The 13,607-nt window shown below is 66.4% G+C and carries 12 protein-coding genes; 9 read left to right on the top strand and 3 right to left on the bottom strand.

All coding sequences use genetic code 11. The annotated features are described in order from the left end of the window. Positions 1-134: 134 nt before the first annotated feature. The 9 genes from CXG43_RS09165 (at position 135) to CXG43_RS19115 (ending at position 9,911) form a co-directional block, all read left to right on the top strand. The gene (locus CXG43_RS09165; protein ID WP_101099692.1) at positions 135-914 is read left to right on the top strand and encodes a flagellar brake protein; all 780 of its coding nucleotides are present in this window, start codon (positions 135-137) and stop codon (positions 912-914) included. Positions 915-1,041: 127 nt separating this feature from the next. Continuing rightward, on the top strand, positions 1,042-1,533 hold the full coding sequence (locus CXG43_RS09160) for a chemotaxis protein CheW (protein ID WP_101099691.1): 492 nt from the start codon (positions 1,042-1,044) through the stop codon (positions 1,531-1,533). Between the two features lie 129 nt (positions 1,534-1,662). After that, positions 1,663-2,043, top strand: a complete 381-nt coding sequence (locus CXG43_RS09155; protein ID WP_042611988.1) for a hypothetical protein — start codon at positions 1,663-1,665, stop codon at positions 2,041-2,043. 95 nt (positions 2,044-2,138) lie between these two features. Continuing rightward, positions 2,139-4,499 (top strand): methyl-accepting chemotaxis protein, encoded by a 2,361-nt coding sequence (locus CXG43_RS09150; protein ID WP_101099690.1) that lies wholly within the window; start codon positions 2,139-2,141, stop codon positions 4,497-4,499. 219 nt (positions 4,500-4,718) lie between these two features. After that, complete coding sequence (locus tag CXG43_RS09145) at positions 4,719-6,989, top strand: methyl-accepting chemotaxis protein (RefSeq protein WP_101099689.1); 2,271 nt, start codon at positions 4,719-4,721, stop codon at positions 6,987-6,989. Between the two features lie 55 nt (positions 6,990-7,044). Beyond that, positions 7,045-7,917, top strand: a complete 873-nt coding sequence (locus CXG43_RS09140) for a CheR family methyltransferase (protein ID WP_101099688.1) — start codon at positions 7,045-7,047, stop codon at positions 7,915-7,917. Next, positions 7,914-8,510, top strand: a complete 597-nt coding sequence (gene cheD, locus CXG43_RS09135; RefSeq protein ID WP_101099708.1) for a chemoreceptor glutamine deamidase CheD — start codon at positions 7,914-7,916, stop codon at positions 8,508-8,510. The genes CXG43_RS09140 and cheD overlap by 4 nt, the downstream gene beginning before the upstream one ends. Beyond that, a complete protein-coding gene (locus CXG43_RS09130) occupies positions 8,507-9,580 on the top strand; it encodes a chemotaxis response regulator protein-glutamate methylesterase (protein ID WP_101099687.1) in 1,074 nt (357 codons plus the stop codon). The genes cheD and CXG43_RS09130 overlap by 4 nt, the downstream gene beginning before the upstream one ends. Before the next feature lie 31 nt (positions 9,581-9,611). Further along, positions 9,612-9,911 (top strand): hypothetical protein, encoded by a 300-nt coding sequence (locus tag CXG43_RS19115; RefSeq protein ID WP_101116247.1) that lies wholly within the window; start codon positions 9,612-9,614, stop codon positions 9,909-9,911. A gap of 339 nt (positions 9,912-10,250) precedes the next feature. Here the strand turns inward: CXG43_RS19115 and acnB are convergent, their stop codons facing one another. The 3 genes from acnB to CXG43_RS09110 are packed head-to-tail and all read right to left on the bottom strand — an operon-like array spanning position 10,251 to position 13,533. Further along, a complete protein-coding gene (acnB, locus tag CXG43_RS09120; protein WP_101099685.1) occupies positions 10,251-12,842 on the bottom strand; it encodes a bifunctional aconitate hydratase 2/2-methylisocitrate dehydratase in 2,592 nt (863 codons plus the stop codon). Positions 12,843-12,902: 60 nt separating this feature from the next. Beyond that, positions 12,903-13,301, bottom strand: coding sequence for a type II toxin-antitoxin system VapC family toxin (locus CXG43_RS09115; protein WP_101099684.1), 399 nt, complete (start codon positions 13,299-13,301; stop codon positions 12,903-12,905). Between the two features lie 7 nt (positions 13,302-13,308). Continuing rightward, the gene (locus tag CXG43_RS09110) at positions 13,309-13,533 is read right to left on the bottom strand and encodes an AbrB/MazE/SpoVT family DNA-binding domain-containing protein (protein WP_057687522.1); all 225 of its coding nucleotides are present in this window, start codon (positions 13,531-13,533) and stop codon (positions 13,309-13,311) included. Positions 13,534-13,607 lie beyond the last annotated feature (74 nt).

Raw genomic sequence — 13,607 nt, 5'->3', positions numbered from 1 at the left:
CTACCGATGCCCCCACTGGCCCCGCCTGGCAACGGGGCGCTTTCATGGGGTTCAGGAAATGGCACCAATGCCGATATGCTGGAAGGCCACCGTGTCCTACGTCACGGTTTTTCCCGTACTCGAACGCAGAACCGATGTCCGCAGGCAGCCACGATGCAGCACAGGATCCCCCCTCCGCGCACGACGACAGCGCCGATGAACGCTTCCTGGTGCAAAACCCGCTGCAGATCCGCCAGCTGCTCAGGCAGCTGATCGACCAGCGGTCACTGATCAACGCCCACATCGGCGGACGCGACCAGAGCTTCCCCACCGCGGTGCTGGAGCTGGACGAGGAACGTGATGAGCTGCTGCTCGACGGCAGCCCGCAGGAGGCATCCAACCGCGCCGCCGAGGCAGCCGGCCACCTGCTGTGCTTTGCCCAGCTGGACCGGGTGCTGGTGCGCTTCCGCGTGGACCATATCGAGCGCCTGGACAACGGCCGCCACGTCGCGTTCCGGACCACCCTGCCGGACGAGATGGTGCACCTGCAGCGCCGGGAGATGTACCGGCTGGAGACCCCGATCACCGACTCCCCGCAGCTGGTACTGCCGGCGGTGGACGGACGCCCGGAGCGGCTGGCGATGCGCGTGGTGGACATCAGCGGCGGCGGACTGGCGGTCACCCTGCCCGCGGAGTACGCCGTGTTCGGCCTGCAGAAGCGCTACGACGCCGAACTGAGCCTACCCGATGGACCGGACCTGCAGGTCAGCCTGATCGCCTGCAACGAGCGCCTGCAGAAGCTGCCCAACGGCAGCGAAGTCACCCGCGTGGGGCTGCGCTTCGACCGCCTGCCGCGCGGCGGCGACAGCGCCATCCAACGCTACATTTTCCGCATCGACCGCCAGCGCAGCGCCCGCAAGAACGGCGAACTGTAGCGGCGTGCCCGCGAGGGCCCCTTTGTCGCAGGGGCGAGCCTGCTCGCGCGCGCTTTTGCTAAAGTCCCGCCCGGATCCGCCGATATCGAGCCTGAGACCGCGAATCACGGCACCCAGGACACCCTCGATGAACGACAAGAACCAGGCCCACGCCGATACCGGCGGCGAGTTCCTCAGCTTCACCCTCGGCGACGAGCACTACGGCGTGGACATCCTCAAGGTGCAGGAAATCCGCGGCTACGATGCGGTCACCCGCGTACCGGATGCACCGGACTACATCAAGGGTGTGATCAACCTGCGCGGCACCATCGTGCCGGTCATCGACCTGCGCCTGAAGCTGCGCCTGGAGAACGCGCGCTACGACGCCTTCACCGTGATGATCGTGCTGAACGTGGAAGACCGCGTGGTCGGCATCGTGGTGGACAGCGTCTCCGACGTGATCCCGCTGGCGGCCGAGCAGATCCGCCCGACCCCTGAGTTTGGCGCGGCAGTGGATACCCGCTTCATTTCCGGCATCGGCACCCAGGACGATCGCATGCTGATCCTGCTGGACATCGAAACCCTGCTCGACAGCGCCGACATGGGCCAGCCGGTCGTGGCCGAGGAAGCCGCTGCCTGATTGCAGCGGATCGAAACAAAATCCTTCAGTTCCATCTGCAACAGCCGATAGGGGATTCAAGGACCGCCCGCGACGGAACGCACCAGGCCGGCCACCCGATCCCCATCCCCATTACTGGAGTACCTGTAGATGAAGTCCCTGTTCGCCTTTGCATCGGCCACCCTGCTGGCCGCCACCGCCCTGACCGCCTCCGCCCAGTCGGCCATGATTCCGCCGGAGATGGCCCCGCGCCAGGTCGGCAAGGAAGGCATGGTCTGCGGCAAGGTCGAAAAGGCCCGCTTCGCCGAAGGTTCGGAAGGTTCGCCGACCTTCCTGTACATGGGCGGCGCCTTCCCGCGCCACACCTTCTCGGCCCGCATCGCTGGCGCCAACCGCGGCAAGTTCAGCTTCCCGCTGGAATCACTGGAAGGCAAGACCGTCTGTGTGATCGGCAGGATCGAGCGCGACGCCTCGCGCGCTGAAATCGAAGTCAGCTCGCCGGCTGGCCTGAAGCTGGCCGACATCAAGTAAGACCGGCCTGTCCCGCCACGCCGGCACGGCCGGCGTGGCTGCTGCACCCGGGCCATGGTGGCCCGGACGCGTCCGCCTTTGGAGAGTGCAACGCCATGCCCTGGATCAACAACCTCAAACTGATGCCCAAGCTGCTGCTCACCTTCGGGGTGCTGCTGCTGGTGATGCTGCTTCAGGGCATCGTGGCCTACCGTGGCCTGCACTCGCTCAACAACGTGACCACCGACCTGGCCGGCAAGCGGATGGAAAGCATCCGAATGGCCGGTGAGATGCGCGGCGTGCTGGGTGAGTACCGCAATTCCTCCTACCAGCAGCTGATCCGCGCCAGCGACGACGTCAAGGCCGAGGCGCACACCCGTGCAGCCGAGCTGCGCAAGCAGATGGATGCGTCGATCAAAGCCTACCCGGCGCTGGTCGACAATCCGCAGCAGAAAGCCCTGTTCGACACCTTCGTCAAGGAATGGAACGGCGCGCTCGCCTCCTACGATTCGGTCAGCGAGATGCTGGAACTGCAGCTGCCCGACGACGCCATCGATACCTTCGTCGGTGAGACGCGCACCAAGCACCGTGCTTCGGCCGCCGCACTGGAAACGCTGATCGCCGAAGACAACCGCCTGGCCCGCGCGGCGCGCGAGCAGGCAGAATCCACCTATGCCACCTCGGCCACGCTGATCATCGTTGCCCTGCTCGGCGGCGCCGCGCTCGGTTTCGTGCTGGTGTGGCTGTTTGCCCGCGCTCTGGTCGGCAGCGTGCGCGGCGCGGTGAGCGTGGCCAACGAAGTAGCCAGCGGCAAGCTGGACGGACACATCGACACCTCGCGCTCGGATGAAGTGGGCGACCTGATGCAGGCCATGCAGCGCATGCAGCGCGATCTGCGCGAACGCATCGAACGCGACCAGGCCATCGCCAGCGAGAACCTGCGTATCCGCACCGCGCTGGATTACAGCTCCACCGGCGTGTTCCTCAGCGATGCCAACCAGCAGATCGTCTACGCCAACCGTGCGCTGGCGCAGTCGCTGGTCGAGCACGCCGCCGAAGTGCGCAAGGACCTGCCGGACTTTGACGTGGAAGCGCCGCTGGTCGGCCGCCCGGTCGCCGAACTGGAAGTGGGCGGCAAGGCCGATGCGGCCGTGCTCTCCGAGCTGGAGCGCAACGGCGTGGCCCGCCGCGAAGTGCAGTACGGCCAGGCACAGTTCGCCCAGGTCATCTCCACCATCCGCAACGAAGCAGGCGAAACGGTCGGCCATGTGACCGAATGGCGCGACCGCACCCCGGAAGCCGCCGTTGAAGCCGAAGTGGCCCGGGTCATCGCCCGCGCCGCCGCGGGCGATCTCACCGACCGCGTGGACAGCGAAGGCAAGGACGGCTTCTTCCTGCAGCTGGCCAACCAGATCAACGGCCTGCTGGATGCCAACGCATCGAGCATCGAGCAGATCTCCCAGCTGCTCAACGCACTGTCGCGTGGCGACCTCACCGCGCGCATGCACGGCGATTACCAGGGTGTGTTCGCGCAGATGCGTGACGATGCCAATGCGACCGCCGAGCAGCTGAGCGGCATCGTCACCCGCATCAAGCATTCCAGCCGCGCCATCAACTCGGCCGCCGGTGAAATCGCCAGCGGCAACAGTGACCTGTCGCGCCGTACCGAACAACAGGCCGCCAACCTGGAAGAAACCGCAGCATCGATGGAGGAACTGACCTCCACCGTGCGCCAGAACGCCGAACACGCCCGCCAGGCCAACCAGCTGGCAATCGGCGCGGCCGGCGTGGCCTCGCAGGGCGGCGAAGTGGTCGGCCAGGTGGTCACCACCATGTCGGCCATCCAGACCTCGTCGAAGAAGATCGCCGAAATCATCTCGGTGATCGACGGCATCGCCTTCCAGACCAACATCCTGGCGCTGAATGCTGCGGTGGAAGCCGCACGTGCCGGCGAACAGGGCCGCGGTTTCGCGGTGGTCGCCAGCGAAGTACGCACGCTGGCACAGCGTTCGGCCGCAGCGGCCAAGGAGATCAAGGGCCTGATCGACGACTCGGTCGGCAAGGTCGCCGATGGTTCGGCGCTGGTGCACAAGGCCGGCGCCACCATGGGCGAGATCGTCGCCTCGGTGCAGCGCGTGACCGACATCATGGCCGAGATCTCCGCCGCTTCGCAGGAACAGTCCGCTGGCATCGAACAGGTCAACCAGACCGTGGTGCAGATGGACGAAACCACCCAGCAGAACGCCGCACTGGTGGAAGAAGCCACCGCCGCCGCGCGCGCCATGGAAGAACAGGCCGGCCACCTCAGCGAGGCGGTGTCGGTGTTCACCCTGGACGAGGTCGAGCTGCAGCACGACACCCCGGCACCGACACGTCCGCGTGCCGCTGCACCGACGGCCGCCCCGTCCGCCCCGCGCCGCCCGGCCAGCCGCCAGCCGGCGACCGAGCTGGCCGATGGAGACTGGCAGGAGTTCTGATCCGACTGCGTCTTCGGATAAGGCCGGGCCTGGTGCCCGGTCTTTTTTTTGCCCACTCGGTAGTGACGGCCGCTGGCGGTCATGCGGCGGTCGTCGCCCCGGTGGGTGACGACCGTTGGTCGTCACGCTCTTCTACACCACTCAATTGTCCGCCATCGCGGCCGATAACACGGATGACGCGGCAGATCCGCGCCCCCTTCCCTGTTCTGGTCCCGCTCCATGACGCTCAAGCAACGCTGGCATCGCTACTTCGACAACCTCCCGGTTCGCCGCAAGCTCAACCTGCTCACCCTGCTGATCGCCATCGGCGTCATCGCACTGTCCATCGTCGCTTCTCGCATGCAGTACCTGGACCTGACCGAAACCCGCAAGGAATCGCTGGCGGTGCAGGTGGAACTGGCCGAAGGCGTGCTCAGCCACTACCAGAAGCTGGCGGCCAGTGGCGAACTGACCGAAGCGGCCGCAAAGGCCGCGGCCATCCAGGCGCTCGACGCCATGCGGGCGCAGGACAGCGCGTACTACTACAACGTGCTGGACACGAACTACGTGCTGTTGATGCACCCGTTCAAGCCCGAGCGCGTGGGCAGCGTGCAGAAGGACTACACCTCCGTTGACGGCGTGCCGCTGTACTACCTGCAGGTGGGCATGGCGCGCATCGGTGGTGGCTTCACCTACTACCAGACCAACAAGCCCGGCGCCGAAGAGCCGATCGACAAGGTCACCTATGCGCACATGTTCGCGCCATGGCAGTGGGTGGTGACCAGCGGCGTGTACATGGACGACGTGCAGGCCCAGGCGTGGACATTCACGCTGATCATGGCGCTGACCGGCGGCATCGTCGTGCTGGTCGTACTGGCGCTGAGCTGGGTGATCGGCAGCCGCATCGCCACCCCGCTGCGCAAGGCCACCCTGGTCGCCGAAGGCATTGCCGCGGGCAAGCTGGACAACGCCATCGGCGAACAGCCGCACGACGAACCCGGGCGCCTGCTGCACAGCATGGGCCGCATGCAGGACCAGCTGCACACCGTGATCGGCGGACAGCGCGAAATGGCGCGCCGCCACGAAGCCGGTGAACTGGCCTACCGGATCGACGCCGACAGCGTGCCGGGCGAGTACGGCCAGATGGTGCGTGACACCAACCTGCTGGTTGGCAGCCACGTGCAGACCCTGCACGACGTGCTGGCGGTGGTGCAGCAGTACGCCATCGGCGATCTGCGCGCCGACATCGCCCGCTACCCCGGCGACAAGGCCGCCATCACCACCACCGTCGATGCGGTGAAGGCCAACCTGGGCCGCATCAACGCCGAAATCAAGCGGCTGGCCGCCTCGGCCGCGGCCGGCGACTTCAGCCAGCGCGGCGACGCCGCCGCGTTCGAACACGATTTCCGCGCGATGGTGGAAAACCTCAACGCGATGATGACGGTCAGCGATGACAACCTCGGCAAGCTGTCGGCGCTGCTTTCGGCCATCGCCGAAGGCAACCTGACCGCACGCATGCACGGTGAGTTCCAGGGCGTGTTCGCCCGCATGCGGGACGATGCCAACGCAACGGTCATCCAGCTCACCCGGATCGTCGGCCAGATCCAGGGCGCGACCAGCAGCATCACCCTGGCCGCCGGTGAAATCGCCAGCGGCAACAATGACCTGTCGCGCCGCACCGAACAGCAGGCCGCCAACCTGGAAGAAACCGCGGCATCGATGGAGGAACTGACCTCCACCGTGCGCCAGAATGCCGAGCATGCGCGCCAGGCCAACCAGCTGGCAATCGGCGCGGCCGGCGTCGCCTCGCAGGGCGGCGAGGTGGTCGGCCAGGTGGTCACTACCATGACCTCGATCGAAGCCTCCTCCAGGAAGATCGCCGACATCATCTCGGTGATCGACGGCATCGCCTTCCAGACCAACATCCTGGCGCTGAATGCCGCAGTGGAAGCGGCGCGCGCCGGCGAACAGGGCCGCGGTTTCGCCGTGGTCGCCAGCGAAGTGCGCACGCTGGCGCAGCGTTCGGCCGCAGCGGCCAAGGAGATCAAGAGCCTGATCGATGAGTCGGTCAGCAAGGTGTCCGATGGCTCCGCGCTGGTCCACCAGGCCGGCGCCACCATGGGCGAAATCGTCGCATCGGTGCAGCGCGTGACCGACATCATGGCCGAGATTTCGGCGGCTTCGCAGGAACAGTCGGCCGGCATCGAACAGGTCAACCAGACCGTGGTGCAGATGGACGAAACCACCCAGCAGAACGCGGCGCTGGTGGAAGAAGCCACCGCCGCCGCGCGTGCCATGGAAGAACAGGCGACCCAGCTTGCCGATGCCGTGGCGATCTTCCGCCTGGATAACCAGGTGGATGCCGCGGTACGCGCGGTCGCGGCCCGCATTGAACGACCCACGATCACACCCGCGGGCCCGGCGCGCGCCCCGGCACGCACCGCCGCGCGCCCAGCCCCCACTCCGCGCGTGCTGCAGACGCCGGACGACGGCAACTGGCAGGAATTCTGATCCGCAACGGCGCTGGTAGCACCCCGCGCCATCGTTCCCGCACTGGACACCCCCTGTGACCCTGCCTGCCTCCCCGCTCGTCCGCACCGACAATCGCGAATTCGACTTCGCCGACCGCGATTTCCGCCGCGTCTGCGAACTCATCCACCAACGTGCCGGCATCGCCCTGGCGCCGGCCAAGCGGGACATGGTGTATGGCCGCCTGTCGCGGCGCCTGCGTGCGCTGGGCATGCGCAGCTTCCAGCAGTACCTGGACCATCTGGAAAACGGTGGCGATGACGAATGGCAGGCGTTCACCAACGCACTGACCACCAACCTCACCGCGTTCTTCCGCGAACCGCACCATTTCGACAAGCTGCGCGAGGAACTGCAGGCACGGGCCGCCACCGCCACCAGCGCCAATCCGCTGCTGCTCTGGTCATGCGCCGCGTCCACCGGTGAGGAACCCTACTCCATCGCGATCACCGCCTGCGAAGCCTTCGGCACGCTCAAGCCGCCGGTACGGATCGTGGCCACCGACGTGGATACGCAGGTACTGGCCACCGCTGCGCGCGGCGTCTATGCGCTGGAGCGCGTGGCCTCGTTGGAAACGGATCTGAAACGTCGCTATTTCCAGCGCGGCACCGGCCCCAACGACGGCCAGTGCCGGGTAGTGCCCGCGCTGCGTGAACTGATCGATTACCGCCCGCTCAACCTGCTCGCACCGCGCTTCGACATCGGCGGCCCGTTCACTGCCCTGTTCTGCCGCAACGTGATGATCTACTTCGACAAGCCGACCCAGCGCGACATCCTCGGCCGGCTGGTCCGCCACCTGGCAGACGACGGCATGCTCTACACCGGGCACTCCGAGAACTACCTGCATGCCGCCGACCTGATCCAGCCGTGTGGCCGGACGCTGTACCGCCGTGCGCCGGGAGCACCGACGTGAGCGCCGCCCTGCGCGAAGACGATGTCATGCGCTACTACGACAGCCGCTTCAAGGTCACTGCGGCCAAGCTGCTGCCCACCCAGTACCTGGTGGTGGACGATGACACCGCGCTGACCACCATCCTCGGTTCCTGCGTGGCCGCCTGCCTGCGCGATCCGGTGCTGCGCATCGGTGGCATGAACCACTTCCTGCTGCCGGAGGGCAACGTCGGCGATGGTGCACCTGCGCGCTATGGCAGCTACGCGATGGAACTGCTGATCAACGACCTGCTCAAGCGCGGCGCCAACCGCAAGCGCCTGGAAGCCAAGGTGTTCGGCGGCGCCAACGTGCTGAAGGGCTTCACCAGCAACCCGGTGGGTACGCGCAACGCCGAGTTCGTGCGCCAGTATCTGCAGGCCGAGCACATTCCCATCATCGCCGAGGACCTGTGCGGGATCCATCCGCGCAAGATCTGGTTCTTCGCCGACAGCGGCCGCGTGGTGGTCAACCGCCTGCCGCACGCGCACGAAGCCGAAGTGGCCGCGGCCGAATCGGCCGTACGTGCCCGCCTGTCCAAAGCCCCGGTCACCGGCGGCGTGGAGCTGTTCGAATGAGCCTGGAACAACCCTGTCGCGTACTGATCGTGGACGATTCGGCCGTGGTCCGGCAGATCCTCAGCGAGATCCTGGCCAGCGATCCGGGCATCGAAGTGGTCGGCACCGCCGCCGATCCGCTGCTGGCCCGCGAGAAGATCAAGCGGCTGGCACCGGACGTGATCACGCTGGATGTGGAAATGCCGCGCATGGATGGCCTGGCCTTCCTGGAGAACCTGATGCGCCTGCATCCGCTGCCGGTGGTGATGATTTCATCGCTGACCGAGCGCGGCGCGGACACAACCCTGCAGGCGCTGGCACTGGGCGCGGTGGATTTCGTGTCCAAGCCGAAACTGGATGTGACCCGCGGCCTGCAGGGCTATGCCGATGAGATCATCGAGAAGGTGAAAACAGCTGCGCGCTCACGGGTGCGCGCGCTGGTGCGTTCGCCCGTGGTACCCAAGGTCACGCTGGCATCGCCCGGCGCAGCGAGCGCGCCACGGCCTTCGCAGTTCCGCACCACTGACCGCCTGATCGCCATCGGCGCTTCGGCCGGCGGTACCGAAGCACTGCGCGTGGTCCTGGAAGGCCTGCCGGCCGACGCCCCCGCCGTGGTGATCACCCAGCATCTGCCGGCGACCTTCAGCACGGCATTCGCCGAGCGCCTGGACCGGCATTCGGCGATGGCCGTGCGCGAGGCTGGCGATGGCGAGGCGGTACTGCCTGGCCATGCCTACCTGCCGCCGGGCGGCAAGCACCTGCGGGTGATCCGCGATGGTGCGCGCTGGCGCTGCCGGATCGACGACGGCCCGCCGGTGAACCGGCACAAGCCGGCGGTGGACGTGCTGTTCCAGTCGGTGGCGCAGAGCGCCGGCGCCAATGCGATCGGGGTGATCCTGACCGGCATGGGCGATGACGGCGCACGCGGGCTGCTGCAGCTGCGCCAGGCAGGCGCCCCGACGCTGGTGCAGGATGAAGCCACTTCGGTGGTCTGGGGCATGCCGGGCGCCGCGTTCAAGCTCGGCGCGGCCGAAGAACAGCTGCCGCTGGAGAAGATCGCCGAGCGCCTGCTGGCGTTGTCGCGTAGCTGATCCGGTAGTGACGGCCGCTGGCCGTCAACGCGTGGCCATCATCGATATGGTGGGTGACGACCGTTGGTCGTCACGGTTCTGCTTTCCGCTGCGCTCGCCAAGCATGGCTCGGCGCTACCGGGCTACGCGCTGCCAGACGGTAGTGACGGCCGCTGGCCGTCAGCGCGTGGCCGTCATCGATCTGGTGGGTGACGACCGTTGGTCGTCACGATTCTGCTATCCGCTGCGCTTGCCGAGCACAGCTCGGCGCTACCGGGGCTTCCACGCGCAGTTGCAGGCCGAAGGCCTGCGGCACGCGTACCAGCGTCGACAGCAGCAGTTCGTCGGCTGATTGGACATCCGTCGGTAGACTTCCCTTTACGGGCGATGCGGGTTGCCGTGCCGGATTACCACGCAAAACGGCGCCCCTGCACGTCCAGCGTGGACAGTCGACGATGCACCATGCATGGGCCAGGTTGTAACTGAATCGCTCAATGCGCGTCAGCGGCGGGCGCCACCGCGCAAAGCGTGACGACCAACGGTCGTCACCCACCGGAAAAGGAGCACCCGCCCGGTCCCCACCCGTTGCCGATCCCCGCCCTACCCCACAAAACAAGAACCCCCTGGTTTTCACCAGGGGGTCCTGTCCAATCCGTGCCGACCAAAGTCGGCACCACGAAAGCAGAAGGAATCAGGCGGCGACCGGCTTGCCCGCTTCCTGATACTCCTCGATCTGATCGAAGTTCATGTAACGGTAGATCTCCGCACCGCTGGCTTCCAGCACGCCCACGTCCGCCATGTACTCTTCCTTGGTCGGAATCCGGCCCAGGCGCGAGCAGATCGCCGCCAGCTCCGCCGACCCCAGGTACACGTTCGAATTACGGCCCAGGCGGTTCGGGAAGTTGCGGGTCGAGGTCGAGAACACCGTCGCGCCCTCGCGCACCTGCGCCTGGTTGCCCATGCACAGCGAGCAGCCCGGCATCTCCATGCGTGCACCGGCGCTGCCGAAGGTGCCGTAGTGGCCCTCGCGGGTCAGCTCGGAGGCATCCATCTTGGTCGGCGGAGCCACCCACAGCTTGGTCGGGATGTCACGCTTGCCTTCCAGCAGTTTGGCCGCCGCACGGAAGTGACCGATGTTGGTCATGCACGAACCGATGAACACTTCGTCGATCTTGGCGCCGGCGACTTCGGACAGCATCTTGACGTCGTCCGGATCGTTCGGGCAGGCCACGATCGGCTCGTGGATGTCGGCCAGGTCGATCTCGATCACCGCGGCGTACTCGGCATCGGCATCCGGTGCCAGCAACTGCGGATCAGCCAGCCATTCCTTCATCTTGTCGATGCGACGCTGCAGCGAACGCGGATCCTGGTACCCCTCGGCAATCATCCACTGCAGCAGGGTGATGTTGCTGGTCAGGTATTCGATGATCGGCGCTTTGTCCAGGTGCACCGAGCAACCAGCAGCGGAACGCTCGGCCGAGGCATCGGACAGTTCGAATGCCTGTTCCACCTTCAAGTCCGGCAAGCCCTCGATTTCCAGGATGCGACCGGAGAAGATGTTCTTCTTGCCGGCCTTGGCCACGGTCAGCAGGCCGGCCTTGATCGCGTACAGCGGGATCGCGTTGACCAGGTCGCGCAGGGTCACGCCCGGCTGCATCTTGCCCTTGAAGCGCACCAGCACCGATTCCGGCATGTCCAGCGGCATCACGCCGGTGGCGGCAGCGAAGGCCACCAGGCCCGAACCGGCCGGGAACGAAATGCCCACCGGGAAGCGGGTATGCGAGTCACCGCCGGTGCCGACCGTGTCCGGCAGCAGCATGCGGTTGAGCCAGCTGTGGATCACGCCGTCGCCCGGACGCAGCGAGATGCCGCCACGGGTGGAGATGAACTCCGGCAGGGTGTGGTGGGTCTTGACGTCGACCGGCTTCGGGTAGGCCGCGGTGTGGCAGAACGACTGCATCACCAGGTCGGCCGAGAAGCCCAGGCAGGCCAGGTCCTTCAGTTCGTCACGGGTCATCGGACCGGTGGTGTCCTGGGAGCCGACCGAGGTCATCTTCGGTTCGCAGTAGGTGCCCGGACGCATGCCCTGGCCTTCCGGCAGGCCACAGGCGCGGCCGACCATCTTCTGCGCCAGCGAGAAGCCCTTGCCGGTGTCGGCCGGCTGCACCGGCAGGCGGAACAGGTCGGTGACCGGCATGCCCAGCGCCTCGCGCGCCTTGGCGGTGAGGCCACGGCCGACGATCAGCGGGATGCGGCCACCGGCGCGCACTTCGTCGAACAGCACGTCCGACTTGACCTGGAATTCAGCGATCACTTCGCCGTTCTTCAGCGCCTTGCCGTCGTACGGACGCAGCTCGATGACATCACCGTGCTCCATCTGCGTGACGTCCAGCTCGATCGGCAGCGCGCCGGCATCTTCCATGGTGTTGTAGAAGATCGGGGCGATCTTCGAGCCCAGGCAGACACCACCGAAACGCTTGTTCGGGATGAACGGAATATCTTCGCCGGTGAACCACAGCACGCTGTTGGTGGCCGACTTGCGCGAAGAACCGGTACCGACCACGTCGCCCACGTAGGCGACCAGGTGGCCCTTTTCCTTCAGCGACAGGATTTCCTGGATCGGGCCGCGCTTGCCATCTTCTTCCGGCACGAACGCCGCGTCGGGACGCTTGTTCTTCAGCATCGCCAGGGCGTGCAGCGGGATGTCCGGACGGGTGGTGGCGTCCGGTGCCGGCGACAGGTCGTCGGTGTTGGTTTCGCCCGGCACCTTGAACACGGTCAGGGTCATGCTCTGGGCCACTTCCGGACGGCTGGTGAACCATTCGGCGTCGGCCCAGCTCTGCAGCACGGACTGGGCGTTGGCGTTGCCGGCCTTGGCCTTTTCCTGCACATCGTGGAAGGCATCGAACACCAACAGGGTGTTCTTCAGCGCGGCGGCGGCGATCACGCCGACGCTGGCGTCATCCAGCAGCTGGACCAGCGGGGCGACGTTGTAACCACCGAGCATGGTGCCCAGCAGTTCGGTGGCGCGCTCGCGGCTGATCAGCGGGTTCTGCTCGCTGCCGAAGGCGATGGCGGCCAGGTAGGAGGCCTTGACCTTGGCGGCATCATCCACGCCGGCCGGCACGCGGTGGGTCAGCAGGTCCAGCAGGAAATCGGCTTCGCCGGCAGGCGGGTTCTTCAGCAGTTCAATGACATCGGCCGTCTGCTGCGCGGTCAGCGGCAGGGGCGGGATGCCAAGCGCAGCGCGCTCGGCGACGTGGTGGCGGTAGGCTTCCAACATGACAACTCCCGGGTAATGCGGTGAATACAACGATTGGATGAAGCGGTAAAAAGGTAAGGCTCAGGCCTGCGGCACGATCAGCTTCAGGCCCTTGAAATAATCCCGATAGAACGCGTCGTTCCAGGTGATCAGACCGTCGCACTGCAACAGCGCGTGGGCCCCGACCATGAAGCCGTCCAGGCTGCGGCGTTCATTGCCGCGCTGGCGGTGGCGGCGTTGCATCTCCCCGGCGCGCAGGGCCGATTTGGCTTCCATCGCGTTGAAATGCACGCCCATTTCTTCCAGCGCCTCCAGCACCTCGGCCCCGCCGCGCAACGCGGCGCAGACTTCGGCCAGGGTCGCCCCGCAGACCACCACGCGGCCGCCGACCAGGCACTGCCGCAGGCAGGCCTCCACCGCATCGGCCTGCGGGCCATTGCTGAGCAGTTCGATCAGGACCGGGGAATCAACGGCGATCATGGCCGGCTTACTGCTCGTCACGGACGGCCTTCACAGCCGCATCGGTGGAGTCGAAGCCATCCAGCGCGAACTTGCCGCGGGCGCGCGAGATGGCGTCATCCACGCTCTTGCGCAGGATGATCCGGCCGCCTTCCAGCTCTACGGTCAGCTGGGTGCCCTTGGTCAGGCCCAGCGCATCGCGGACTGCCTTGGGCAAGGTGATCTGGCCGCGTTCAGCTACGGTGGCTTCCATGGGTAGGCCCTCTTCGGTATGTACGAATTATACATACTTTTCAAAAAGGGGACGGAGGGGATTAAGTCGTTTCA

It is taken from the genome of Stenotrophomonas sp. Bg11-02, from assembly GCF_002836635.1.
Lineage (GTDB): Bacteria > Pseudomonadota > Gammaproteobacteria > Xanthomonadales > Xanthomonadaceae > Stenotrophomonas > Stenotrophomonas lacuserhaii.
This window is presented reverse-complemented; position numbering and strand designations above follow the sequence as displayed.

What these genes read in the sequence shown, in the direction of transcription:
- CXG43_RS09160 (WP_101099691.1), top strand. Translation starts at nt 1,042, where the DNA reads ATGAACGACAAGAACCAGGCCCACGCCGATACCGGCGGCGAGTTCCTC.
- acnB (WP_101099685.1), bottom strand. Translation starts at nt 12,842, where the DNA reads ATGTTGGAAGCCTACCGCCACCACGTCGCCGAGCGCGCTGCGCTTGGC.
- CXG43_RS09130 (WP_101099687.1), top strand. Translation starts at nt 8,507, where the DNA reads ATGAGCCTGGAACAACCCTGTCGCGTACTGATCGTGGACGATTCGGCC.
- CXG43_RS09110 (WP_057687522.1), bottom strand. Translation starts at nt 13,533, where the DNA reads ATGGAAGCCACCGTAGCTGAACGCGGCCAGATCACCTTGCCCAAGGCA.
- CXG43_RS09155 (WP_042611988.1), top strand. Translation starts at nt 1,663, where the DNA reads ATGAAGTCCCTGTTCGCCTTTGCATCGGCCACCCTGCTGGCCGCCACC.
- CXG43_RS09150 (WP_101099690.1), top strand. Translation starts at nt 2,139, where the DNA reads ATGCCCTGGATCAACAACCTCAAACTGATGCCCAAGCTGCTGCTCACC.
- CXG43_RS09165 (WP_101099692.1), top strand. Translation starts at nt 135, where the DNA reads ATGTCCGCAGGCAGCCACGATGCAGCACAGGATCCCCCCTCCGCGCAC.
- CXG43_RS09115 (WP_101099684.1), bottom strand. Translation starts at nt 13,301, where the DNA reads ATGATCGCCGTTGATTCCCCGGTCCTGATCGAACTGCTCAGCAATGGC.
- CXG43_RS09145 (WP_101099689.1), top strand. Translation starts at nt 4,719, where the DNA reads ATGACGCTCAAGCAACGCTGGCATCGCTACTTCGACAACCTCCCGGTT.